The sequence below is a fragment of the Treponema berlinense genome (assembly GCF_052273165.1).
Classification (GTDB): Bacteria; Spirochaetota; Spirochaetia; order Treponematales; family Treponemataceae; genus Treponema_D; species Treponema_D berlinense_A.
In genome coordinates this window covers 15824-39580 of sequence record NZ_DAVZIU010000019.1, presented here as the reverse complement: position 1 = coordinate 39580, position 23757 = coordinate 15824, and the positions used below count along the sequence as shown (strand labels likewise).

Genomic DNA, 23757 nt, shown 5'->3' with positions numbered 1-23757 from the left:
CGTATGGAAGCTGCTGTTTGCGGATTCTTGCTGCTGAATCTTCAGAAAGAATTCCAGCGCCACGAAGGTGCATCTTACGTTTTGGTGATTTCTTAGTCAAAATATGACGAAGATTCATTTTCTTGTACTTTACTTTGCCAGTTCCAGTAAGAGAGAATCTCTTAGCTGAGGCTTTCTTTGTCTTCATCTTAGGCATTTTACTTTACCTCATTCCTTTACTTGACTTTCGAATTTAAGGTCATAGACATGAAACGGCCTTCCATTGCCGGAGCCTTTTCGATTACGTATGAACCTTCACGAAGTCTTTTTTCTACTTCCTTCAGGACATCAAATCCAAGTTCTGTGTGGGCAAGTTCACGTCCGCGGAAACGGATCGTTACTTTTACCTTGTTACCATCATCAAGGAATTCCTGAATGTGTTTTGCCTTGGTGTCAAGGTCGCCTGCGCCGATTTTTGGCTGCATGCGGATTTCCTTATTCTTAAGGGCTTTTTGGTTCTTGCGGGAATCACGGAGTCTTTTTTCCTGCTCGTACCGATACTTACCAAAGTTAAGAATCTTGCAAACCGGTGGATTTGCGTTAGGGGACACTTCAACAAGGTCGAGATTTCTCTCTTTTGCTAATTCCAGTGCGTCGCGAGTTGAAATAATTTTTACTTCACTCTTTTCACCTTCACCATCAATCAAACGAACTTCACGAACACGAATCTGTTCATTGATTCTTAAACCTTTAATGTCTGCCAACGTTCCTCCTAGTGTTTTGCAAAACACTTGTATCAATAAGTCTTTACATAATAGCAAATTCTGAGATTCTTTGTCTAGTTGTTTTTTATCTGTTTTTGTATCCGATATATTGAAAAAATAGAACTTTGCTGATATTTTTTATTACACCTATGTATTTGTTTTCTTTTTTATTGTTTCCAATAATAACTTTTTTTAAGGCATGTTCTGATTATAAAAGATTAGGTTTTGAATACTTAAAAAGTCGTTTTTTAGTTGTGCTTTTTGGCGCTTTGAGCGGATGCGCGCTCTGTGCAATTTTTGAATTCTGTATTTTTGTTCCTGAATATCAGGGAACTGACCCTGCGTTTTTCTTTTTGTTGCAGTGGATTTTTAGTTTTTTTATTCCCGCCCTGTTTTTTGTCTTTTTTATTTTGTGGTCGAACGATGAATGGCAGGTAAGAATCGACGGCTTTTTGTATTTTTTTCTTCCTTTTTTGTGCGTTTATGTTCCGTTTTGGATTTTTACAAAAAATGCGGAACTTTCGTTCTTTATGCTTTTTGTTTTGCCGGTGATGTTTTTCTTTGCGGTTTTTGCGCTTGAGACGGACGTCAAGGCTTTTTATTTGAATTTAAAAGGTAAGTCTGCAAAATTTGTGCTTAACGGTTTTTTGATTCTGGCCGAATCTGTTTTTGCTTCGCTTGTTATGACTTTTTATTATTTTGATTTTGACTGGTGGATCTGGATTTCTGTCTGCGTTGTTTTTGCAGTTTTGTGTCTTTTTAGATTTGGCTTTAAGTTGAAAAAATAGTTTTTTAAGAAAAATGCGCTCCGTTCCGTAGTGGTGGCAAAGCCGGTCCGAAGGACTGAGGGTTACCGAACCACGGAGAAACGCTGGACGGCAGAATTAGCGCCTGAAAAAATAAAAGGCTGTCAAAAGCAGTGCCTGTAAAAGCTTTGGCATTTGCTTTGAACAGCCTTTTTATTAAGAACTGGCAAATTTTAGTCGAGCGCGTGTCCTGCTGAGCCTAAAACGTCGATGTTTTTATGCATGTACATTTTTTTGAGCTCGTCACGAGCAGGTCCAAGGTATTTTCTAGGATCGAATTCGCCTGGGTTTTCTGCAAGAACTTTGCGGACAAGTGCTGTCATTGCAAGACGGCCGTCTGAGTCGATATTGATTTTGCAAACGGCTGATTTTGCTGCTTTTCTGAGTTGTTCTTCTGGAATTCCGACTGAATCTGGAATTTTTCCGCCGTACTGTTCAATCATTTTTACATATTGAATTGGTACGGAAGATGAGCCGTGCAGTACAATCGGGAATCCTGGAAGCTGTTTTTCGATTTCTGCGAGAACGTCGAATGCGAGTGGCGGTGGAATTAAAATTCCGTCGGCGTTGCGGGTACACTGTTCTGGAGTAAATTTACAGCGACCGTGAGAGGTTCCAATTGAAATTGCGAGGGAATCGCAGCCTGTTTTGCGGGTAAAGTCTACGACTTCTTCTGGTTTTGTGTAGTGGCTTTCTGCAGCGCTTACTTCGTCTTCAACTCCAGCAAGAACACCGAGTTCTGCTTCTACGGTAACGTCGAATTTATGCGCGTAGTCAACGACCTGTTTTGTGAGAGCAATATTTTCTTCGTATGGAAGTGAAGAACCGTCAATCATAACTGAAGAAAAACCGTTGTCGATACAGTCTTTCGCTACTTCAAAGTTAGGACCGTGATCAAGGTGAAGGACGATTGGAATATCGCAACCGAGTTCATGAGCATATTCTACTGCGCCACGAGCAAGATTTCTGAGGATGAATTTGTCTGCATATTGGCGGGCGCCTTTTGAAACTTGAAGGATTACAGGAGATTTTGTTTCTACGCAGGCCTGGATAATTGCCTGCATCTGTTCCATGTTGTTGAAGTTGTAGGCAGGAATTGCATATCCGCCTTTTATTGCCTTCGCGAAAATATCGCGGGTGTTTACTAGTCCTAAATCTTTGTAATTTACCATAAACTTTTACGCCTCCATTGGTGTTGTTCTCTTGTTATTATTATGCAGCGTCAGAAACGAAAAATCAAGTTAAGAAGAAAATGCGCAGATTTGTGTAAAGTTTTTGCTTTTTAGAAAATAAATGATGCTAAAAGAGTTTGACAAAGGACAGAGAGAAAAATATAATTTGAAATGTTGTATAATTATTTTAGAAAATAATGCCGATAACTAAATTGTCGTATTATCAGGTAATACGCATGAAGGAGTTTTTAGATGAAAAAAAGCGTTGTTGCTTTAACTAGTCTTGCTCTTCTTTTTGGATTCTGTGCTCCGGTATTTGCACAGCCAAGCAGCAGGGCGGTAGAAACTTTTATTGTTGATGATTTTGACAATAAGGGTGAAAAAAATGCATACCAGAATATGGCTGGTACTGAGTTGTGGACTTGGGGTGTTCAGACAAGTCGCTTCATTGAAGAAGGTTTTCCGAAAAAAGATTTTGTGCCTGGACAACCAAATTCTCTTAGAGTTTTAAATAGAGATAAAAATGCTGAACCTAAGGTTCTCGGTATAAAAACTAAATTTGCACGCAAGGGAGAAAACTGGTTTGAGGTTTATCCTGAAGTTGATGGAAAACCTTACGAAATTCCTTTTGTTGGAACTTGTACACAGATAGATTTTTGGGTTTGGGGCGCAAACTATCTTTATTACATCGATATTCTTGTTCGTGACTCTGATGGCCGCGTTCATACTCTTCCGGCTGGAAACCTTGCATTTAACGGTTGGAAAAATGTTATTGTAACCGTTCCTACTTCAATCCGTCAGCACTCAAGACTTCGTAGCGGTCCTGATACGATGATGTTTGTTGGTTTTAGAGTACGCACTGATCCAGATGAATTTGTGGATGATTTTAATATCTTCTTCGATCAGCTTAAATATACGACAAATACTTTGAGCAATATTTTTGATGGATATGAACTTAAAGATATTGATTTTGGTGATTCATCATCAAGCTCAAGCAGTGAGGATGCAAAATAATGAAAAAGTTAATTTCTGTAATTTTTACATTGGCAGCGGCAAGTATTGCTTTTGCACAGAATTCTAGCCTTTCAGATCCTGATCCGACAATTATCGGTGCAGATTCTGCAAAACAGGCTCTCCGTGAAATATCTGTAGACAAATTCGAAATTGAAGGTTCTTGGAATGCTTCGATTTCTCCTGATTTTGGTGTAATTTCGAGCCGACTTTTTGACGGTTCTCCTGCAATGAAAGAGCCTGTAAAAGGTGATGAGGAAGCGGAAGATTCAAAAGTTTTGGGCGTTAAAGTTGAATTTTTCAGACGCGGTATAAACTCCTTCTTTATCCGCTCTGCCCGTCCAATCCCGATTGAAGGTGTTACAAAGACTGTTTCTGTTTGGGTTGCAGGACGCAATATGGGACATAGCCTTTATCTTTTAGTTCAGGATTATTTTGGAAACAACTTTGAACTTTACATGGGAAATCTTGCATTTTCCGGCTGGAGAAAGATGACAGTCGCAATTCCTCCGACTCCGGATGGAGAGCATGGAATTATCCAGCAGAGCGCTTACAATGGAATTAGACCAGGACTTCGTATTCTTGGATTTAGAATTGACTGTGATCCGGCTCTTGCCCGCGGTCAGTACTATGTTTATTTTGATGCTTTGAATGCCGTAACTGATCTTTATGACGTTGAAAACCGTGATGAAGATGATATTATGGATGATTGGTAGTCGATAGGCTTTCTTAAAAAGGGACTGTCCTAAAAGTTTTATTCCAAGTGATTTGTATGAATTACGGTGAATTGGCTTTTGGATGGTCCCATTTTTTTGCGTGAGGGGCATTAGTGGCCGCAAAGCGGGTGCAGGGCACCGAAAGCGCGAAGACGCTGTAGCCACGTTTGACCCGACGTTTTTTTTTGCAAAAAAACGGCACGCCCTAATTGATTTTATAAATCCAACTTTTTCCTTTCTTTTTATCTGTTTTTTTTATGAGCTGCATTTTTTTCAGGAGCCAGATTAAGAGCGTATAGTATTTTACGCATGATTTGATGTTTGTTTTTGAAAAATTTTTTGGCCAGTTTTTTTCTAAAAGAGATTTTTGTAGTTCTGGTGGCGTAAAAAATTCTGGAAGTGACAACGGAAGCAGGTTTTTCCAGTCTTCTTTTGTGCAGAAAATTTGTTTTGAATTGATTGTTTCGAGAATTTTGTCGGTCACAAGATAATTTTTTAGGTGCCGGCGGCTTTTTGTCTTGTTTTGGACGTTTTGTTCTGTTTGACGGCGGATTTCTGTAATTTTTACGTTTAAAAATTCTATAGAAAGATTTTTGTTTCCTAAAAAACTGTAAATTCCTGTAAGAGAGCGGAGTGCGGTGTAGACGGTTTGTTTTGACGGGCTTTTTCTTTTTGAAAGGAGAATGTCGTCTTGAGAAAAAGTTTTTATGATTTTTTCCTCGATTAGCGGATGGACGATTCTTATTTTTGTGTTTTTGTTTAGAAAATATTCGATTTTTCGTTTTAGGGCGGAGATGTTTGAGGTTTGAATTTCGATTATCTCGTTGTCCTGGGTGATTATGTCGCAGACGAAGCGTCCGGATTTTTGTTCGGTTTTTCCGTTGAACTCAAGGGCGTAGATGTTTTTTAGCGTGTGGTGCAGGGAATTTTCGTTGTATGTGTTTATGACGGTCATTTTGATTGCTTTTGTTTTGCTGTTTTGTTTTGCTGTCGCTTAATTTTTTTTAAGCAGTAAAATATTCATTTTATCGGCTTAAAAAGTGGTTGACTTTATGATTTTATTGGTTAAAATGTATTTTAAGTGGGAAAAAGTGGAGTAAAGTGGTAAAAAAGTGGAACTTCTGACCGGTGAGTACCGGAACACGCTGGATGAAAAAGGGAGAATTCTTTTTCCAGCAAAACTTAGAAATGAGTTGTTCGGTGAATCAGAAAAAAATATCCTCATCGTTACGCAGTCGTTTGACCGCTGTTTATGGCTTTATACGCTGGAAGAATGGAAGGTTCTTTCTTCTAAAATTATGGAAACGGCTTCTCCTTTCAGCAAGCAAAATCGTCTTGTTCTTCGTAGTCTTATTGCTCCAGCTCAAGAAGTTGAACTTGATAAAGCTGGACGGCTTTCTATCCCGCAGAGTTTGCGTGAGTATGCAGGACTGTCTAAAGATTGCATAATTCTTGGAATTAACAGGTATATGGAACTTTGGGACAGTGAATCTTATAAATCTTATCTTGAAGAAAATGAGCAGGATTTAAAAGACGCTGCAGAGGCACTCAGTACTATAAATTTGTAAATTTTATTGAAAAAACTGCTGTGTGTCGGATTTTTTTTGTCTGTGCAGTTTTTTCTTGAAGTTTGCGGGGGTTTTAAATTGGAAATTGTTCATACTCCAGTTCTTTTGCAGGAATGCTTGGATTATTTAAGTCCTGTTGGAGAACTTTTTGAGAAAAATGCTTTAATGATTGACTCAACTTTGGGAGAAGGTGGACATTCTTTTGCTTTTCTTTCTAAATTTCCTGGACTTCATATCATTGGACTTGATGCTGATAAAAATATTCAGGCTAGAGCGCGAGAAAGACTTTCTTTGTTTGGCGAAAGAATGAATTTTTTTAACGGATGGTTTAATGATTTTTATGAGAATTATGATATGTCTAGCGAAAGACCGGATTTAATTCTCTTTGATTTGGGCATAAGTGTTTATCATTACGAAAAGAGTGGGAGGGGATTTTCTTTTCGGCATGATGAACCTTTGGATATGAGGCTTAATGCTTCTGAAGGGGAAAGTGCAGGTGATATCGTAAATTCCTGGAAAGAAGATGAACTTGCAAATATGATTTATTTGTACAGCGACGAAAAAATGAGCCGAAGAATTGCAAAGGCGATTGTTGAAGCTAGAATGGGTGGAAAAATCAATTCTTCAAAAGCTCTTGCTGAAATTATCTGGAATGCGGTTCCTGCAAACTATCGTTACGGCCAGATTCATCCAGCGACAAGAACTTTTCAGGCTTTGCGAATTGCTGTAAATAGTGAATTGCGCCGTCTGCCAAACGCTTTGCACAGTGCGTTCAATGTTTTAAAAGACGGTGGAAAAATGGGCGTGATTACTTTTCATTCTCTAGAAGACCGCATTGTAAAAAATTATTTTAGAAATTTAGGAAAACAGTGTGTTTGTCCTCCGGAACAGGCTGTCTGTACTTGCGGTGGTTCTGCCTGCGCTGAAATTTTAACCAGAAAACCTGTTGAGCCGACTGCCCAGGAAGTAAAGACGAATTCTCCGAGCAGAAGCGCAAAACTCCGTGTTGTAAGGAAAATCCATGATGCGAGCGTTCAGCATTTTATGGCAATCGAAGAAGAGGCTATGTGATGAAAAGAAAATTTTTTAAATCATATTTTTTTGCCTGCCTTGCAACTTTTTTGATTCCTGTTTTGCTGGTTTTTCAGGCGTTTCAGTCTTATCGCTATAAGAAACTGCGCGCAGAGATAAAATCTTTGGAAAAAAAACAGGTCGAGCTTGTTGAACAGAACAGAAAATTGATTTCTGATATAAGTGTGCTTTCGAGTTCTGAAAGAATTGAAAAAATTGCTGAAGGAGAACTTGGAATGCGAAAAGCCAACACCGAAGATATTGTTCGGGTTGAGATTAAAGGGGAAAATTAAAATTTAAGGTAACTTAAAATGAAGAATCTTGCTGCTGAAAAAACAAATACATCTCTTTTGACGCTGAATGAACTTCTTGAAGCTGTTTATGGAAGCGTTGTTGGCAATTTTGATTCTTCTCTTTTTTCTTTTAAATTCGTTGTGACTGACAGTCGCAGTGTCGTTCCTGGTTCGCTTTTTGTGCCCTTAATTGGAGAATTTCAGGATGGACATAAATATATTCCTCAGGCTTTGGAAAAGGGCGCGTCTGTTGTTTTTGTTGCGCGATGTGCTTTTGAAAAATCTTCTGAAGAATTCAAAAAAATGGCAGAAAACAACCCGAAAACTGCATTCATTCTTGTTGAAAATACCCTTTATGCGCTTCAAAAAGCTGCCAAACGCTATGTTGAAAAATTTCCAGACTTGATCCGCGTGTCTGTAACAGGTTCTAGTGGAAAAACTACGACTAAAGAAATTGCAGCGTCTGTTTTGAGCGAAAAATATAATGTTGTCTGTAATAAAGGAAATTTTAATAGCGAAACTGGTCTTCCTTTGAGCTGTTTTGAAATTCGAAGCGAAAATCAGGTTGCACTTCTCGAAATGGGAATGAACCGTGAGGGCGAAATCGGTGAACTTGCCGAAATTTTTAAGCCACAATTTTGTGCAATTACGAATATTGGAACGGCTCACATTGGAAAACTTGGAAGTCGTCAGAAAATTGCGGAAGAAAAAAAGAAAATTTTTAATTTCTTAAAGGAAGATGGAACTGCCTTGATTCCGGAAAGTGATGATTTTTCTAAATTTTTGGCAGAGGGCGTAAAAGGAAATGTTGTTTTTTATGGAAAAAATGTAAAAAACAACGGAATTGAATTTTTAAGCGATGATGGAATTGACGGAACGAGTTTTAAGTTGGATGATGAAACGGTTCATCTTGCAATTCCTGGAAGCTACAATTATTTAAATGCTCTTGCCGCAGTTGAAATTGGTCGCGCTCTCGGACTTTCTAGCCGGCAGATTAAAAATGGAATTGAAAAAGTAAAGCCTTTAAATGGCAGAAGTCGTATTTTAAAGGGAAAATATAAAATTCTTGAAGATTGTTACAACGCAAATCCAGATTCTATGGAAAAGGCTTTGGAATTTGCTGGCAGCATAAAATTTAGTGGAAAAAAGATTTTTGTTCTCGGGTCTATGCTTGAACTTGGGCAGGAGTCGTGCGAAGCTCACAAAAAAGTTGGTCTTGAAGCTGTAAAAGGCGGAGCGGATATGATCGTTTTTGTGGGAAAAGACATGCTCAGCGGGTTTGAATGTGCAAAAAATTGCGGACAGAGGACAGAAAATCTTCGCCTTGAATATTTTGAACACAGCGATGAAGATTCAATTCAGAAAATTGCTGAAATGATAAAAAAATTTGCGGTTGAAGGTGATTTTATTCTTCTGAAGGCAAGTCACGGAATTGCATTGGAACGTCTTGTTCCGCTTTTAAACGATGGTGGAACCGAAAATGCATAATTTTAATTTTTTTGCCGAAAAACCGAGTTCAACTTACAAAAAAAGCGATTCTCATTTTTTAATCCTTGTTATTTTGTTGTGGGGAATTGGAATTGTAACGCTTTATTTTTGTTCGATGACTTACGGCCTGCGGTTTCATCAAAATCCGTTTCATTCTACTCAAAGACAACTTGTAAGTTCTTTTATAGGGCTTCTTTTTATGATTTTTTTTGCGGTGATTGATATAAAAAAACTTCGAAAAATACTGCCTTTTATTGTTTTGGGTTCTCTTTTTCTGTGTGTTTTGACTTTTATTCCAGGAATTGGAGTTGAAAGAAATGGTGCCCGTCGTTGGATAAGAATTCCGTATTTTTCGACTTTTCAGCCTTCCGAAGCTATAAAATTTTCGATGGTTTTGTATTTAGCCAATCTTTTTGACAAGCAGCGTAATTCCCTCGAAGAAGAAAGATCGGATTTTCCAGCTGTTATTGGGCTTGTAGTTTTTGGCGGAATTGTTTTTGCTCAGCAGGATTTCAGTACTGGAATTTTTATAATTGGCTCAGGACTTTTACTTTTTTTTGTTTCTGGCATTAAATTAAAGATGTTTATTCCTCTTGCAGGACTTGCTATTCCTTTTTTTGCGCTTTTTATTCTCCTTGAACCATACCGCGTAAACCGAATTGTTGGTTTTTTAGCGCCAGACAGTTACGAGCAGACGCTTAATTGGCAGGTAAACGGCGCAAAACGTGCAATTATTGACGGTGGACTTTTTGGACAGGGAATTGGAACTGGTTTGACAAAATTGGGCGGAGTTCCGGAAATTCAGTCTGATTATATTTTTGCAGGCTGGGCGGAAGCCATGGGACTTTTTGGAGTTGCTGTTTATATTGCAATTCTTTCGGCCTTTGCTTATCGGGTTATAAAAATAAGTTTGTGCTGCGGAAATTATTTTGCTTCAATTTCTTCGTTTGGCTTTGGAATGATGATTGTCTTGCAGTCGCTTGTGAATATTGGCGTCGCTGGCGGAGTTTTGCCTTCTACAGGAATTCCGTTGCCGTTTTTTAGTTCTGGCGGTTCTTCAATTATTTTTACGCTTGCAATGTGTGGTTTTATCCTAAATGCGTCGAGAATTGAAGAAGAAAATGAATTTGAAGTTTTTGACGGAGAAGAGATAAGATGAGCGAGATAATGATAACCTCTTTTGAGGATTTTAAGGTTCAAGATCATAAGAAAAAAGACACGAAAGGTAAAGTTTTGAAGATTGTGTTTGCGATTCTTCTGGTTTTGCTTTTTGTGGAGGCAATCGTTTATATTTTTGTTTTTCCGTGTCTGAACAATGTAAAGATAAATTTTTACGGCTTGAATAATTGTACGCGTCAGGAAATTGTAAATGCCTGTGGTGAAAAACTCGACAGAAATTTTATCCGGTTCAATAAGATTCAGGTTCAGTCGATAATTGCAAGTATTCCGGGAATCGAAGATGTTGAAATTGAACGGCGGTTTCCTGACAGAATTTTTATAAAAATAAAGGAGCGAGAGCCAGTCGCAGTTACTTTTGTGAATAAAAATGACAGAACTGTGCCTGTTCAAATCGACAAAAACGGAGTACTATTTCCTGTAAAATCTGCCGAACTTCCTGTTGACGGTTCAATTCCGATTATTTCTGGAGTTCCTGTGGAAAACATTCCCGAGGGAATGAGGCTTCCGTCAAAATATCATTTGCTTATTGATCAGATTGCAAAAATTCAGTCTGTAAACAAAAAATATTTTGCGGCGGTTTCCGAAATTCATGTTGTTCCACGAGAATACGGCAATTTTGAACTTGTTTTGATTCCGTTAAAAGCCCATCTTCGGGTTCTTGCAGATCGCATTTTGGACGAAGATACTCTGCAAAAAATGATGGTAACTCTTGACGTTGTGACTGGTTTGGATCGCGATGTTGATGTAATCGATTTGCGTTACGGTTCAATTTCTTATCATTCCCGTTCTTCTAAGTAACGGTTGTTTTTAGGAGGCTTGATAAAAACAGCCGAAAATGGAGTCTGTTTTTATCTTTAAAAGTTTGCGTTGCAAACTTTCTTATCATCGGTTGTTTCTCACTTCGTTGCGAAACAACTTAAAAAGTCAATCCTAAAACTGAAGTTTTAATCTTGACTTTTTATGGGAGCATATTTTGGGCAATATTATAGTTGGTCTTGATTTGGGCACAAGCAATGTGCGCACTGTAATTGGAGAAATTACAGAAGACAACAAAATAGAAATTATCGGTACGGCTCAAAAAGCATCTGCTGGTCTGCGAAATGGTATAATCGTAAATCGCGAAAGTGCAATGGAATGTATAAAAAGTTGTATTGAAGAAGCGGAGCAAAAGGCTGGATACGAAGTTTATTCTTGTGTGACTGCAATTGGCGGTCAGCAAGTTGAAAGTCAGAATTCAACTGGATTTTTGCCGATTGCTTCTCATGGAAAAGGCGCGCGCGAAATTACAAAACAGGATATTAAGAACGTTATTGACGCTTCAAATTCAATAAATATTCCTTATGACAGAAAAATGCTTCACGTAATTCCTCAAAATTTTATTATTGACGGAAATCTGCCTTGCAAAGAGCCTCTTGGAAATCTTGCTGTCAGGCTTGAAGCAGAAGTTTTGATAATTACCACTTCAAAAACTGCAATTGCAAATATAACTCAATGTATTGAACGTGCAGGCTATTCGCTTGATAATATTATGCTGAAAACCCTGGCTTCGATGCACGCTGTAATGGATCCTGAAGAAAGAGATTTGGGGTCGATTATAATAGATTTGGGTGGCGGAACTACGGACGCAATCGTTATAAACAAAGATGCTCCTGTCTGTACGGTTTCGATTCCTGTCGGAGGCAACCTTGTTACGAACGATATTGCTGTCGTAAAAGGCGTTTCTGCCGCAAATGCCGAAAAAATTAAAATCGAAGACGGATGCTGCTGGCTCGAAGCAATGGAAGGCGAAAGAGAGGTTATAATTCCTGGTGCTGGTGGCCGTCCGCCAGAAGTTTGTACTCGTTCAGAAATTTGCGAAATTATTGAGCCTCGAATGCAGGAAATTTTTACAATGATTCGGGACGAAATAATCGACCGGGCAAATTTACAGTTGTCTGGAAATATTATTTTGACTGGTGGCGGAGCGCTTATGCCTGGAGTTGTTCAGCTTGCCGAAAGCGTTTTTGGTACAACTGCCGTTAGAATCGGGGTTCCTGGAGATTTTGGCGGAATTCGGGGAGAATATAGAAGACCTGATTTCGCAACTGCTGTTGGACTTGTAAACGGTTATTTTGAAGGGTTTTGTGGACCAGACAGCCCGAACAAAAAAAATAAAAAAGGACAGAACGAAAAACATTCGGATGAAATGGGACTTATCCAGAAATTTTTCAAAAAGTTCTTTTAGAAGGTCAAAAGTCAAGTTTTAGAATGTTTTGATGAAACTCGATGTTTGTCCTGACAGAACATCTAAAAATTGGAGTTTATAAAAAAGCAGATGGGGATTTGCTAAAAAATATGGGCGGGAGGACAAAATGAATATTTTAGCCGTAAACGAGGAAAAATCGGAAAAAATAGAACCTGATTTTTCAGTAAAAACAATCGAACCTGTAAACCCTACAAAAATTAAGGTTATCGGTTGTGGTGGCTGTGGCGGAAATGCCGTAAATAATATGATTGATGCTGGAATTCAAGGTGTTGAATTTATTGCGCTTAATACAGACTTGCAGCATCTTGCCGTTTCTAAGGCCGACTATAAAATTCAAATCGGTAAAAAAATTACTGGAGGTCTTGGAGCGGGAATGCATCCAGAAATTGGTGAAGAGGCCGCAAAAGAAGAATCTGAAAATCTAAAAAAACTCCTGCAGGGAACAAATATGGTTTTTATTACGGCAGGAATGGGTGGTGGAACAGGAACTGGATCTGCCCCTGTCGTTGCAAAACTCGCAAAAGAACTTGGAATCCTTACTGTCGCTGTAGTTACGACTCCTTTTGATTTTGAAGGTGAGGCACGCCGCGAACTTGCAGAAGAAGGTATAAAAAAACTACGCACAGAAGTTGATTCTTTGATTGTTATTCCAAACCAGCGCGTTTTTGAAGGCCCGGAAAAAAAGCCTTCAGTTTTGCAGGGATTTAAGATTATTGATGATATTTTGCGTCAGGGTGTACAGGGAATTTCTGATATAATTACAAAAACTGGCGTTGTAAACCGCGACTTTAACGATGTAAATACCGTAATGAAAGGTCAGGGCGATGCTATTCTTGGAATTGGCGTTGCAGAGGGCGAAAATCGTGCTGTCGATGCTGCTTCTATGGCAATCAATAACAAACTTCTTTCTGATACTCACATTGATGGAGCAAAAAATGTTCTTGTAAAAATCAGTGGTGATGAAAGCGTTGGTATTGATGAATGTGATGAAATTGTAAAAGGAATTACGGCTAGCGCATCTAAAGATGTAAAAGTTTTGTGGGGACTTTATACCGAACCAGAGCTTGGTGATAAAATCAGCGTAACTGTCGTTGCAACAGGTTTTAATTCTCCTGAAGTTTTTGAAGAAAACCAGGAAGAATCGGCAGCAGAAGAAAATGTGCAGACGTCGGCAAAACAAAAAAACGACAAAAACACAATCGGTCTTGGCGATTTTATAAACGTTTTGAACGGTGGTTCTTTTGAAGATGTTTCGATGTTTTCCGAAAAGAAAAAAGAAATTCCTGTGGTTGAACAGAGCACCGCTTCAAAAATTGCAGGTGGCGCAAAGCCAGCAAATAATCTTGCAGAAAGAAGGGAAAATGTTTCTAACCGCATGCAGTCTGGGCTTGTTCCTCCGCCGAATTTTGATATAAACGATATAAATCAGCCTACATATTTGAGAAAAAAATATTCAAAACTCATTGATCTTTCAAAAAAATAAAAAATGACGGTAAAAATGCTTGTTCAACAGTTTTATACTGATGTAAGGACTGTTGAACGGCTTAGCGAAAATACAGCAAAAACTTACGCAGAATGTGTTATTCTTTTTTTTAGGTGGCTGGCAAAAGAAAAAATAAAACTTTCTTCTGTAACCACAAAAAATTTGGTTTATTATCTTGTCTGGAGAAAAACTGAAGGAACGGACGAACTTACAATTGCGAAAGATATTTCGGCGCTCCGGCTCTTTGGTTCTTTTTTAAAGAGAAAAAACTATTGGAAAGAGAATTTTGCGCTTCCTTTGGACAGACCAAAACCGAGCCGTTCTCTGCCGAAAGTTTTGAGTGTTGAACAGGTTGATGCTTTGTTGAATGCAATTGACCTTTCTAAACCGCTGGGAATTCGCGACAGAGCCTTGTTTGAACTTATTTACAGTTGCGGACTTCGGATTAGCGAAGCTGTCGGACTAAAAATACAGAATCTTCATCTAAAAGAGATGGTTTTGATTGTTCATGGAAAAGGTGATAAAGAGCGGATGGTGCCGTTTGGAGAAGCAGCAAAAATTCGCCTTGAAGCGTATTTAAATGAAGTTCGGCCACTGCTGGTTGATACTAGAGTAATTGATGAAGTTTTTGTAAATTATCAAGGTAAGCCTTTGAGCAGAAAAGGAATTTGGAAGAATTTTCAAATTTACGAAGCAAAAAGCGGAATAAATGCAAAAGTTCATACTTTGCGCCACAGTTTTGCAACCCATTTGCTCGCTGGCGGAATGGATTTGCGTTCTGTGCAGGAATTGCTCGGTCACTCGGATCTTGCAACGACTACAATTTACACGCATATTGAAAATTCTCAATTGAGAGAAGCTCATAAAAAGTTTTTTCCGGGACATAGAACGGAAGATCAGGGGGATTAAGAAAATGATAAAAATCGTCTTAAAAAAATCTTCACAAAAAAAATTAAAGAATTCAGTTTTTGCCTTTTTTTTAGCAACCTTTCTTCTTTGTGGCTGTTCTGGAAAATCAAGCAAGACAATAATCCGTCTTCAAAAAATGGAAGAAAATGTTGGTTCTCCTACGACCGAGGTTGAATTAAAAGATGCTATAAAGAAATATCAAGACCGCGTGACCGATATTCAGCTTGCAAATTCTCAAATTGGAATCTGGTACAAAATGCTTGCAACTCGTTATCTTGATGCAAAAATGTACGGCGAAGCCTTAAAAACTTTTCAAACTGCAATTCAATATTATCCTGCAAACCAAAATCTTTTTTATTATGTCGGGGTTTGCGCCGGTTATATGGCAAAAGCTTCCCTGGATTTTAGTGCGAGCGGTGGAACTTCTGCCGAAAAATTCAATTATTTAAAACTTGCGGAAAGTGCCTATTTAAGGGCGATTGAAATTGAACCGCGTTATGTCCGTTCACTTTACGGTCTTGGCGTTCTCTATGTTTTTGAACTTGATCAGTGCGAAAAAGCAATTCCTTATCTTGAAACTGCTCTCAGCGTTGAAACAAAAAACACAGACATTATGTTTGTTCTTGCCAGGGCATATTATGTTGAAGGTCAGTACGATAGTGCTGTTTCGCTTTATGATAAAATAATTTCTGTAACAAAATCTGAACAGAAAAAAAAGAGCGCAGAAGCAAATAAAAAAATTGCACTTGATGCTTCGTATGCAAATTAGCGAAAACGAAATTATAAAGAGGCTGATTCTTTCCGAGGCCTCTTTTTTAACGCTCAAAGAAAAGACTCTTTTGCAAAAAAAACTTGACAGTTTTAATGACATTGCGTTAATGTCAAATAAAGAACTTTCTTCTATTATAAACAGGGATTTAATAAAAACCTTCTGGGATGGAAAAAAAGTTCTAAAAAAAGCACAAACCGCAAATTTCCTTATGCAGAAATTTGGCATAAGATGGAGTTTTTTCGGAGATTCGGATTATCCAGCGTTGCTGACCGAAATGAAAGATTCTCCTTATGTTATTTTTTATCGTGGAAATTTGGATTGTTTGAAAGCGAATTGTGTTTCGATGGTAGGAACTCGAAGAGCGACTTTTACTGGAAAAAATGCCGCTTTTGATTTTGCAAGAGAGGCGTCAGATAATGGCGAAACTGTAATTTCTGGCCTTGCTTATGGAATTGACATTGCAAGTCATCGCGGAGCATTAGCTGGAAAATCTGCAAAAACAGTGGCTGTTTTACCTGGTGGAATTGATTCAATTGTTCCTGCTGGGCACTCAAAAACTGCCGTTCAAATTGTCGAAAACGACGGATTGATTTTGAGCGAATATACGCCCGGAACTCCTGCCCAGCCTTTTCGTTTTGTGCAACGCAACAGAATTATTGCCGCTTTGAGTCCGGTGACTGTGGTGGTTCAGGCTCCTGCTGGAAGCGGAGCTATGATTACGGCGGGGCTTGCACTTGATTATAACAGGTATGTGTTTTTTCACGAAGCGTGTTTTAATCAGGAAGCAAAGGCTTTGGACTCAATAAACGCTCAAAAACTTTCAGCGATGGCTTTAAGAGAAAAAAACGGACAAAAAAAGGCTTATGTAAAAAGCCAGAATTCTCCGGAAAGATACGTTTCTGAAGGGGCGCCTGTTGTAAAAAACTACGCAGAATATTTTACGTTAAAAAACGAAGATTTCTGCGGAATAAACTTAAAAAAAGAAAAAGAACAGTTAGATCTGTTTATTGATTGAATTTGGAGTAAAAAATGGCAGCTAAGAAAAAAGAGAGTGCAGAAAAAACTCTGGTAATTGTAGAATCTCCTGCAAAAGCAAAAACAATTGAAAAATATCTTGGGCCAGGCTATACGGTAAAAGCAAGCATGGGACATCTTATAGATCTCCCGAAAAGCCGGATGGCAATCCAAATTGATAATAATTTTGAACCTGAATATATAACAGTCCGTGGACGTGCAAAACTTTTAAAAGAATTGCAGAAAGATGCAAAAAACAGCAGTCACGTTTTTCTGGCATCCGATCCTGACCGTGAGGGAGAAGCAATTGCCTGGCATTTGAACAATGCAATCAAAGAAAAAACATCTGCGGACATAAAACGTGTTGTTTTTAATGAAATTACTCCAAATGCAATTCGCGAAGCGGTAAAAAATCCTCGTGGTATTTATGAAAGCCTTGTAAACGCGCAAAAGGCCCGACGTGTTCTTGACCGTCTTGTAGGCTATAATTTGAGTCCTCTTTTGTGGGAAAAAGTAAAAAACGGACTTTCTGCAGGCCGCGTTCAGTCGGTTGCATTGCGCCTTATTTGCGAACGCGAAAAAGAAGTGGAAGATTTTATTCCTGAAGAATATTGGACTTTGGAAGCGGATTTTATAAAAGGTAAAACCCAGTTTACGGCTCAACTCGTAAAATATAAGGGGGCAAAACCTGAATTAAAAAACGAAGCTGAAGTCAATAAAATCATCGAAGAAATAAAAAATTCCGAATGTAAAGTAAAGGAAATAAAAAGTACTGACAAAACAGTTCGCCCAAAAGCGCCTTATACGACGAGTAAACTTCAGCAAGATGCTGCAAACAGACTAGGGTTTACTTCAAGAAAGACCATGCAGGTTGCACAGCAGCTTTATGAAGGAATTCAGATTGGAAGCAGCCGTGTCGGTCTTATTACTTATATGCGTACAGATTCTGTCAGAATTGCACAGAGCGCTCTCGATGATGTCCGCAAATGGATTGGCAAAAATTTCCCTGACCAACTTCCTGCAGAGCCGATTCATTATGCAGTTGGAAAAAGTGCTCAGGATGCGCATGAATGTATTCGCCCGACTTATATTGATTACACTCCTGACAGCGTAAAAGAATATCTTACTCGCGACCAGTTGCGGCTTTATTCAATTATTTGGGAAAGATTTTTTTCAAGCCAGATGAACAATGCAAAAACTCGGACGACAAGCGTTGATATTGAAGCTGGAGAGGCTCTTTTCCGTGTAAGCGCTTCAAAACTTATTGAAAAAGGTTTTTACAGCGTAATGAAAGTTCTTTCTTCAAAAGAAGAAGTTACAGGAAATATTCCAGCTTTAAAAGAAGGTGAGGTTTTGGATAGCGCTCATAAGTTCTATCCCGAACAGCACTTTACTTCTGGACCTGCACGCTATACGGACGCTTCAATCGTAAAAATGCTCGAAGAGAAGGGAATTGGACGTCCTTCAACTTATGCGCCGATTATTTCGGTTTTGCTTGATCGTTATTATGTAACAAGAAATAACAGGCAGCTTATGCCGACGGTTCTCGGAAAAATGATTTCAAAAATTCTTGTAGAATCGTTTCCTGACGTTATAAACGAAAAATTTACGGCGGAAGTTGAAAACGAACTTGATGCAGTTGAACAGGACAAGGTCGTATGGAACGATATGATTCGCGACTTTTATGGACCTTTTAAAAAACGTGTTGAAGAAGTTGAACATAATACAGAAAGCATAAAGGGATTTTTGGATGAAAAAACTGATTTAGTCTGCGAAAAATGCGGCAAGCCGATGGTAAAAAAACTCGGCAGATTTGGCTTTTTCCTTGCCTGTTCAGGATTTCCAGAATGTCACAATACAAAGTCTATTCCGCTTGCAAAATGTCCGATAAAAGGTTGCAACGGCGACATTGTTGAACGAAAATCAAAAGGAAGAGGAAAATCTTTCTACGGATGTACAAATTATCCAAAATGTTCATTTATCAGTCATTTTAAACCTATCGACGCAACCTGTCCTAAGTGCGGATGGTTTATGGTTGAAAAATTTGACAAAAAGAACGGAACTTACAAATCCTGTATAAATCCTGATTGTGATTATCTGCACTCTGCTGGAGAAGAAGAAATGCCAGCTCCTGTTCCTTCTGAAGTTTGAGGTAAATTTTTTTGACAATAAAAGAGGCTTGTGAAGAATTTTTGCTTTATCTTGGTTCTGTAAAGGGAATGTCGCAAAATACTGTAACGGCATATAAAAACGACCTTGAACAGCTTTGTTTAATGCAAAATATTGGTCTTGAACGGCAGATAGAAACTGTAACAACCGAAGATTTGAGGCTCTGTGTTGGAAATATGTCTTTAAGACATAGAAAAAACACTTCGATAAACAGGTTTATTTCGTCGTTTAGAAGCCTGTTTGCTTATTGCTGGAAATTCGGATATTTAAAAACAAATCCTGCGCTTGAAATAAAAACCGTAAAGACCTCAAGAAACTTGCCGAATTTTTTGACAGGTGCAGAAGTTGATAAAATTTGCTCTGAACCAGATAAAAAGCCTCTTTTATGGAAAAGTCGCGATAAAGCCCTTTTTGAAGTTATGTATTCAAGTGGCTGCCGTCTTTCTGAAGTTGTCGGTCTAAAAATTTCAGATTTTTCGTACGGTTTTTCGAGTGCAGTTGTAAAAGGAAAGGGAAATAAAGATCGGATTGTTTATTTTGAAAAAGACGCTCAAAATGCAATAAAAACCTATCTTGCGGAAAGAAATTCGCGGTTTACCGATTTAAAGATTAAAAATCCAAAAGATTTTCTGTTTGTAAACCAAAATGGAAAACCTTTGGGGCGTGGAGGCGTTGGTTTTATTCTTTCAAAGTATTCAGGAGCGGAAGGAACAAAACGTCATGTAAATCCTCATGCGTTCAGACACACTTTTGCCACTGCTCTTATAACTCAGGGGGCGGACGTCCGGCTTGTTCAGGAAATGCTTGGTCATTCTTCGATAAGTACAACTCAAAGATATACGCATGTTTCTACAGATAAAATGATTGCGATGTACAATAAGGCGCATCCTCACGGTGGAAACAAGAATTAAACGAATTGAAACAAAGATAGAAACATTTTCTTTTTGTTTTTTTTCTTGCCCGATTATTTTTTTTTGAATATATTAAAAATATGGAAAAGGCTAAAATTAGAAGTACGACAGTTATTGCTGTAAAAAAAGACGGTAAAGTTGCAATGGCCGGAGACGGACAGGTAACTCTTGGAGACACGGTTTGCAAAGGCAATGCGCGTAAAGTTCGAAAAATTTACAATGGAAAAATTTTGACAGGTTTTGCTGGAAGTGTGGCAGACGCTTTTACTTTGCTTGATAAATTTGAAGAAAAAATAAAAGAATTTAACGGTGATTTGACTCGTTCAGCTGTCGAACTTGCAAAAATGTGGCGTACAGAACGCTCTTTGCAGAAACTCGAAGCAATGCTGATTGTTGCGGATAAGTCAAAAATTCTTTTGATAAGCGGCGATGGAAACGTAATTGAACCAGAAAATGATGTTCTTGCAATCGGTTCTGGCGGAAATTACGCTTATTCTGCGGCTCTTGCCTATTTGGAATGTAGCAATTACAGCGCAAAAGAAATTGCGGAAAAATCATTGAGCATTGCAGGAAATATTTGTATTTATACGAACCATAACGTGACAGCAGAAGTTCTTGAATAGAAAAAACTGCAAACTTACATTTTAACGTTATTGCAAAATAAAAAAGGAAAAATTATGGCTATTGAAGGACTTACACCTAAACAGATAGTAGAAAAACTCGACCAGTACATAATTGGCCAGGAAAAAGCAAAAAGGGCGGTTGCTGTTGCTTTGCGTAACCGTTTGCGTCGGATTCATCTTTCTGAGGATATTCGGGACGAAGTTGCGCCAAAAAATATTCTTATGATTGGACCTACAGGTTCTGGAAAAACAGAAATTGCGCGTCGGCTTGCAAAACTCGTAAATGCGCCTTTTATAAAGGTTGAAGCGACAAAATACACAGAAGTTGGCTACGTTGGACGCGATGTTGAATCAATGATTCGTGACCTTATGGCAGTAGGTTTTAATAACGTAAAGGCAGAAATGGAAGAACAGATGAAAGAATCAAGCCTTCCGAAAGTTGAAGAAAAAATTCTTGATCTTTTGCTGCCAGGAACAGAAAAAAAACAGAAAAAGCCAAAGAATTCCGAATCTATGCAGATGCCTGAAAATGCGTTTATTTTGCCAGAGCAGATTTCTGACGAAAAAACAGAATCTTCTCAGAATTTGACCCGCGAAAAATTCCGTCAGATGCTTCGTGAAGGCAAACTCGAAGACCGCGAGGTTGAAGTTACAATAAGAAGGCAACCACGCGGACCGAGCATGGAAATCATTGCTGGTGGAAGCCTTGATGATTTGCAGAATGGAATGCAGGATTTGCAAAATATTTTGACAGGTCGGAATTTGAAGAAAAAAATGGTTACTGTTCGTGAAGCGCGCAAAATTTTACAGGCAGAAACATTGGATTCAATGATTGATCCTGACAAAGTTGCTGATATTGCAAAGCAGCGTGTGGAACAGAGCGGAATTGTGTTTATTGATGAAATCGACAAAATCGCGACAAAAAATCAGAATTCTTCTGGACAGGTAAGTCGCGAAGGCGTTCAGAGAGATATTCTTCCGATTGTTGAAGGTTCAAAAGTGAATACAAAATGGGGCGTTGTAGATACAACTCATATTTTGTTTATTGCCGCAGGAGCCTTTAGCATGAGCGCACCGAGCGATTTGATTCCTGAATTGCAGGGACGTTTTCCTCTTCGCGTTGAGCTTGAAAGTCTTACAAAAAATGAATTTAAGCGTATTTTGCTTGAACCAAAAAATGCCCTTACAAAGCAGTATACGGCGCTTTTGGAAACCGAAGGCTTAAAAATTGAATTTAGCGATGATGCAATCGACAGAATGAGTTTTCTTGCAGAAGATGTAAACAGCAGAAGCGAAAATATCGGTGCACGCCGTTTGCATACGATTATGGAAAAAGTTCTGGAAGATGCAAGTTTTTCTGCAGATGAGCATTCTGGTGAAACACTTACAATTGATGCAAAATTTGTTGATGAAAAACTCCGTGGCGTTGTTACGGATGTTGATTTGTCGCGCTATATTCTGTAGAAAATTTGAATTTGCTAGCGCAAAACTCGTTGATTATACTGTGCGCTATATGCGCACGACCTGCCACTTGCGTGGCAGGGAAATTGCGTGCAAGCACGCTGCGACTTTTGCTAGCGCAAAACTCGTTGATTGTACTGTGCGCTATATGCGCACGACCTGCCACTTGCGTGGCAGGGATAGAAGGGGCGGGGAGCGTTGGCGGGTGCTTGCAACCGCCAATGTAGCGCGGTTAGCGCGGAACCCCGAATAGCCCGGTTTTTGCGCAGCAAAAAGCCACCCGAATTTTAATTTTATCTTATCGAATCAATATTTGCTTTTCCGCCTGGAACAAACGGCAGTACATTTTCTTCTGGATCAATTTTTACAGTAACAATGTAAGGTTTGTTTTTTCTGTTTTGGTCAAAGGCTTTTTTGAACCATTCGTTGTCCGTGTTTGCATTTGTTCCTTCGATTCCAAATCCCTTTGCAATTTGAAGAAAATCTGGTTGTGCTGAAAAGGAGCTTGCTGAATAATTTTTGTCAAAAAGAAACTTTTGCTGCTGGTAAACCATTCCGAGTGTGTGATTTACAAAGATTATTATCGTAACGGCAAGGTTGTTTTCTGCTAGAGTTGCAAGTTCCTGAACGTTCATCAAAATTGAACCGTCGCCACTTATGCAGACAATTCTCTTTTGTGGATTTTGAAGCGATGCTCCGATTGCCGCAGGAAGTCCAAACCCCATTGTTCCGAGGCTTCCAGAGGTTAAAAATGTTCGCGGCTCGTTTACAGGATAGTATTGGGCGGCAAACATTTGGTGCTGTCCAACGTCTGTCGTAACGAGGAGGTCTTTTTCGTTGAGTCCAGCTTTTTGTGCAAGAGAGGGTAGCTCTGAAATGAATTTTCGCGGGTTTGCCGAATCTTCAAAACCCTCTCTTTTTTGATTTTTGTCTGGGGAACCGCAGTTGAGGGAAAAATTTTCTTTTGAAAGATTTGTAATCTTTTCTGCCCAAATTTCGCGTTCCTGTGCAGACTTTTTGCTGTCCTGATTTTTTAAAATATTTTTGAGTGAATCTGTAATGAGTGGAACTGCGGTTTCTGCTTTGCAGACAAGGCTGAGTGTTGTCGGGAGAATTTTGTTTATTTCCGCAGCATCAATATCGATATGAAGAATTTTTGCAGAGGGACAGAATTTTTTTACGATTCCTGTTGCGCGGTCGTCAAAGCGCACTCCTGTCGCAAAAACCAGATCGCTTTCGTACATTGCAACATTTGCCGGGTAAGAGCCGTGCATGCCGACCATTCCAGCATTATCAGAATCTGTTTTTGGAATTGCTCCCAAAGCCATGAGCGAAGTTACAACGGGCAAGCGGTAATTTTTTTTGAATTCCCTCAAGGCATTTGCTGCTGCTGGAGAATTGCAACCACCGCCAATATACAGAACTGGTTTTTTTGCTTTTGCAAGCTCTAATGCCATTTTTTCTACGATATTTTGAATTTCTTCTTTTTTTGTGTGGAAGCGCACATTTTCTTCTTTGACGCAAAAATCTTCGTAATCAGGAAAATTTTCTACTTCGCAGTGGGCAAGCTGAACGTCGCGGGGAATGTCAATTAAAACAGGCCCTGGACGACCTTCTTGAGCAATTGCAAAGGCCTGAGGAATTGCAGTCAAAAGTTCTTCTGGCTTTTTTACTGCAATTGAATGTTTTGTGATTGGAAACGAAAGTCCGAAAGTGTCGGCTTCTTGAAACGCATCTGTTCCGATAAGATATGTGTTTACCTGACCTGTTATGGCGACCAGAGGAATCGAGTCGCTTCTTGCGTCTGCAATTGCCGTCAAAAGGTTCATTGCTCCTGGACCGCTTGTTGCCAGACAGACTGCCGCTTTTCCAGATGTGCGTGCCATTCCCTGTGCTATAAAGCCTGCCGCCTGTTCCTGACGTACAAGAATATGCTGGATTGAACTTTTATTGAGTTCATCGTACAAAGGCAGAATTGAACCGCCAGGGATTCCCGAAACAGTCTTAATGCCCTGTTTTTCGAGCATTTTTACAACGATTTGAGCACCAGTCAACTTCATATTATTCTCCAAAAAAATAAAAAGGCTCTCAGGAAACTAGTTCCGGAGAGCCTGTTATTTACG

The 23757-nt window shown here is 39.0% G+C and carries 23 protein-coding genes; 18 read left to right on the top strand and 5 right to left on the bottom strand.

Annotated features, from left to right (window positions below; translation table 11 throughout):
- Together rpmI and infC are read right to left on the bottom strand one after the other, a co-directional pair.
- Nucleotides 1–196: 50S ribosomal protein L35 (rpmI, locus tag ACT6XC_RS07355; protein WP_443741332.1), on the bottom strand; the 196-nt coding region annotated here is incomplete at its 3' end.
- Nucleotides 197–215: 19 nt separating this feature from the next.
- Nucleotides 216–743, bottom strand: a complete 528-nt coding sequence (gene infC, locus ACT6XC_RS07350; RefSeq protein ID WP_078930222.1) for a translation initiation factor IF-3 — start codon at nucleotides 741–743, stop codon at nucleotides 216–218.
- A gap of 149 nt (nucleotides 744–892) precedes the next feature.
- Here infC and ACT6XC_RS07345 point away from each other — a divergent pair, with 149 nt between their 5' ends.
- Entirely contained in the window at nucleotides 893–1531 is a 639-nt protein-coding gene (locus ACT6XC_RS07345) for a hypothetical protein (protein ID WP_443741331.1), read from the top strand.
- 191 nt (nucleotides 1532–1722) lie between these two features.
- Here ACT6XC_RS07345 and ACT6XC_RS07340 read toward each other — a convergent pair whose 3' ends face one another.
- Entirely contained in the window at nucleotides 1723–2721 is a 999-nt protein-coding gene (locus tag ACT6XC_RS07340) for a class II fructose-bisphosphate aldolase (protein ID WP_443737576.1), read from the bottom strand.
- Nucleotides 2722–2973: 252 nt separating this feature from the next.
- Between ACT6XC_RS07340 and ACT6XC_RS07335 the strand changes: the two genes are divergently transcribed.
- Together ACT6XC_RS07335 and ACT6XC_RS07330 are read left to right on the top strand one after the other, a co-directional pair.
- Entirely contained in the window at nucleotides 2974–3735 is a 762-nt protein-coding gene (locus ACT6XC_RS07335) for a flagellar filament outer layer protein FlaA (protein ID WP_288515794.1), read from the top strand.
- Entirely contained in the window at nucleotides 3735–4448 is a 714-nt protein-coding gene (locus ACT6XC_RS07330) for a flagellar filament outer layer protein FlaA (RefSeq protein ID WP_443737575.1), read from the top strand. The genes ACT6XC_RS07335 and ACT6XC_RS07330 overlap by 1 nt, the downstream gene beginning before the upstream one ends.
- Nucleotides 4449–4653: 205 nt before the next feature.
- On the opposite strand, the gene ACT6XC_RS07325 is transcribed toward ACT6XC_RS07330, so the two are convergent.
- Nucleotides 4654–5403 (bottom strand): hypothetical protein, encoded by a 750-nt coding sequence (locus ACT6XC_RS07325; protein ID WP_443741330.1) that lies wholly within the window; start codon nucleotides 5401–5403, stop codon nucleotides 4654–4656.
- Nucleotides 5404–5569: 166 nt separating this feature from the next.
- Here ACT6XC_RS07325 and mraZ point away from each other — a divergent pair, with 166 nt between their 5' ends.
- The 15 genes from mraZ to hslU all read left to right on the top strand — a co-directional run bounded on the left by mraZ (nucleotide 5570) and on the right by hslU (nucleotide 21637).
- The gene (gene mraZ, locus ACT6XC_RS07320) at nucleotides 5570–6016 is read left to right on the top strand and encodes a division/cell wall cluster transcriptional repressor MraZ (protein WP_443741333.1); all 447 of its coding nucleotides are present in this window, start codon (nucleotides 5570–5572) and stop codon (nucleotides 6014–6016) included.
- Nucleotides 6017–6094: 78 nt separating this feature from the next.
- The gene (rsmH, locus tag ACT6XC_RS07315) at nucleotides 6095–7087 is read left to right on the top strand and encodes a 16S rRNA (cytosine(1402)-N(4))-methyltransferase RsmH (protein ID WP_443741329.1); all 993 of its coding nucleotides are present in this window, start codon (nucleotides 6095–6097) and stop codon (nucleotides 7085–7087) included.
- Complete coding sequence (ftsL, locus tag ACT6XC_RS07310; protein ID WP_288515797.1) at nucleotides 7087–7380, top strand: cell division protein FtsL; 294 nt, start codon at nucleotides 7087–7089, stop codon at nucleotides 7378–7380. The genes rsmH and ftsL overlap by 1 nt, the downstream gene beginning before the upstream one ends.
- 18 nt (nucleotides 7381–7398) lie before the next feature.
- Nucleotides 7399–8868, top strand: coding sequence for a UDP-N-acetylmuramoyl-tripeptide--D-alanyl-D-alanine ligase (locus ACT6XC_RS07305; protein ID WP_443737572.1), 1470 nt, complete (start codon nucleotides 7399–7401; stop codon nucleotides 8866–8868).
- Nucleotides 8861–10027 (top strand): FtsW/RodA/SpoVE family cell cycle protein, encoded by a 1167-nt coding sequence (locus ACT6XC_RS07300; RefSeq protein WP_443741328.1) that lies wholly within the window; start codon nucleotides 8861–8863, stop codon nucleotides 10025–10027. Before ACT6XC_RS07305 ends, ACT6XC_RS07300 begins: the two co-directional genes overlap by 8 nt.
- Nucleotides 10024–10845, top strand: a complete 822-nt coding sequence (locus ACT6XC_RS07295) for a cell division protein FtsQ/DivIB (RefSeq protein ID WP_443737570.1) — start codon at nucleotides 10024–10026, stop codon at nucleotides 10843–10845. Before ACT6XC_RS07300 ends, ACT6XC_RS07295 begins: the two co-directional genes overlap by 4 nt.
- Before the next feature lie 175 nt (nucleotides 10846–11020).
- On the top strand, nucleotides 11021–12271 hold the full coding sequence (gene ftsA, locus ACT6XC_RS07290) for a cell division protein FtsA (protein WP_443741327.1): 1251 nt from the start codon (nucleotides 11021–11023) through the stop codon (nucleotides 12269–12271).
- A gap of 127 nt (nucleotides 12272–12398) precedes the next feature.
- Nucleotides 12399–13775, top strand: coding sequence for a cell division protein FtsZ (ftsZ, locus tag ACT6XC_RS07285; RefSeq protein WP_443737567.1), 1377 nt, complete (start codon nucleotides 12399–12401; stop codon nucleotides 13773–13775).
- A 3-nt stretch (nucleotides 13776–13778) separates the two neighbouring features.
- Nucleotides 13779–14684 (top strand): site-specific tyrosine recombinase, encoded by a 906-nt coding sequence (locus ACT6XC_RS07280; RefSeq protein WP_443741326.1) that lies wholly within the window; start codon nucleotides 13779–13781, stop codon nucleotides 14682–14684.
- 4 nt (nucleotides 14685–14688) lie between these two features.
- Nucleotides 14689–15453, top strand: a complete 765-nt coding sequence (locus tag ACT6XC_RS07275; protein ID WP_443741325.1) for a tetratricopeptide repeat protein — start codon at nucleotides 14689–14691, stop codon at nucleotides 15451–15453.
- On the top strand, nucleotides 15434–16471 hold the full coding sequence (dprA, locus tag ACT6XC_RS07270; protein ID WP_443741324.1) for a DNA-processing protein DprA: 1038 nt from the start codon (nucleotides 15434–15436) through the stop codon (nucleotides 16469–16471). Before ACT6XC_RS07275 ends, dprA begins: the two co-directional genes overlap by 20 nt.
- A 14-nt stretch (nucleotides 16472–16485) precedes the next feature.
- On the top strand, nucleotides 16486–18621 hold the full coding sequence (topA, locus tag ACT6XC_RS07265) for a type I DNA topoisomerase (RefSeq protein WP_443741323.1): 2136 nt from the start codon (nucleotides 16486–16488) through the stop codon (nucleotides 18619–18621).
- Between the two features lie 11 nt (nucleotides 18622–18632).
- Nucleotides 18633–19550: a tyrosine-type recombinase/integrase gene (locus ACT6XC_RS07260; protein WP_443737562.1), complete on the top strand. Its 918-nt coding sequence runs from the start codon at nucleotides 18633–18635 to the stop codon at nucleotides 19548–19550.
- Nucleotides 19551–19630: 80 nt separating this feature from the next.
- The gene (gene hslV / locus ACT6XC_RS07255) at nucleotides 19631–20173 is read left to right on the top strand and encodes an ATP-dependent protease subunit HslV (RefSeq protein WP_078930237.1); all 543 of its coding nucleotides are present in this window, start codon (nucleotides 19631–19633) and stop codon (nucleotides 20171–20173) included.
- Between the two features lie 54 nt (nucleotides 20174–20227).
- Nucleotides 20228–21637 carry an ATP-dependent protease ATPase subunit HslU gene (gene hslU / locus ACT6XC_RS07250; RefSeq protein ID WP_443741322.1) on the top strand — a complete coding sequence of 470 codons (1410 nt, stop codon included), beginning with the start codon at nucleotides 20228–20230 and terminating at the stop codon, nucleotides 21635–21637.
- 290 nt (nucleotides 21638–21927) lie between these two features.
- On the opposite strand, the gene ilvB is transcribed toward hslU, so the two are convergent.
- Nucleotides 21928–23694, bottom strand: coding sequence for a biosynthetic-type acetolactate synthase large subunit (gene ilvB / locus ACT6XC_RS07245; RefSeq protein ID WP_443741321.1), 1767 nt, complete (start codon nucleotides 23692–23694; stop codon nucleotides 21928–21930).
- Nucleotides 23695–23757 lie beyond the last annotated feature (63 nt).

Bases quoted from the DNA above. Each gene is read 5' to 3' on its own strand.
- ACT6XC_RS07345 (WP_443741331.1), top strand. From the start codon at position 893: ATGTATTTGTTTTCTTTTTTATTGTTTCCAATAATAACTTTTTTTAAG.
- ACT6XC_RS07340 (WP_443737576.1), bottom strand. From the start codon at position 2,721: ATGGTAAATTACAAAGATTTAGGACTAGTAAACACCCGCGATATTTTC.
- ACT6XC_RS07335 (WP_288515794.1), top strand. From the start codon at position 2,974: ATGAAAAAAAGCGTTGTTGCTTTAACTAGTCTTGCTCTTCTTTTTGGA.
- ACT6XC_RS07330 (WP_443737575.1), top strand. From the start codon at position 3,735: ATGAAAAAGTTAATTTCTGTAATTTTTACATTGGCAGCGGCAAGTATT.
- ACT6XC_RS07325 (WP_443741330.1), bottom strand. From the start codon at position 5,403: ATGACCGTCATAAACACATACAACGAAAATTCCCTGCACCACACGCTA.
- ftsL (WP_288515797.1), top strand. From the start codon at position 7,087: ATGAAAAGAAAATTTTTTAAATCATATTTTTTTGCCTGCCTTGCAACT.
- ACT6XC_RS07305 (WP_443737572.1), top strand. From the start codon at position 7,399: ATGAAGAATCTTGCTGCTGAAAAAACAAATACATCTCTTTTGACGCTG.
- ACT6XC_RS07300 (WP_443741328.1), top strand. From the start codon at position 8,861: ATGCATAATTTTAATTTTTTTGCCGAAAAACCGAGTTCAACTTACAAA.
- ACT6XC_RS07295 (WP_443737570.1), top strand. From the start codon at position 10,024: ATGAGCGAGATAATGATAACCTCTTTTGAGGATTTTAAGGTTCAAGAT.
- ftsZ (WP_443737567.1), top strand. From the start codon at position 12,399: ATGAATATTTTAGCCGTAAACGAGGAAAAATCGGAAAAAATAGAACCT.
- ACT6XC_RS07280 (WP_443741326.1), top strand. From the start codon at position 13,779: ATGACGGTAAAAATGCTTGTTCAACAGTTTTATACTGATGTAAGGACT.
- ACT6XC_RS07275 (WP_443741325.1), top strand. From the start codon at position 14,689: ATGATAAAAATCGTCTTAAAAAAATCTTCACAAAAAAAATTAAAGAAT.
- dprA (WP_443741324.1), top strand. From the start codon at position 15,434: ATGCTTCGTATGCAAATTAGCGAAAACGAAATTATAAAGAGGCTGATT.
- topA (WP_443741323.1), top strand. From the start codon at position 16,486: ATGGCAGCTAAGAAAAAAGAGAGTGCAGAAAAAACTCTGGTAATTGTA.
- hslV (WP_078930237.1), top strand. From the start codon at position 19,631: ATGGAAAAGGCTAAAATTAGAAGTACGACAGTTATTGCTGTAAAAAAA.
- hslU (WP_443741322.1), top strand. From the start codon at position 20,228: ATGGCTATTGAAGGACTTACACCTAAACAGATAGTAGAAAAACTCGAC.
- ilvB (WP_443741321.1), bottom strand. From the start codon at position 23,694: ATGAAGTTGACTGGTGCTCAAATCGTTGTAAAAATGCTCGAAAAACAG.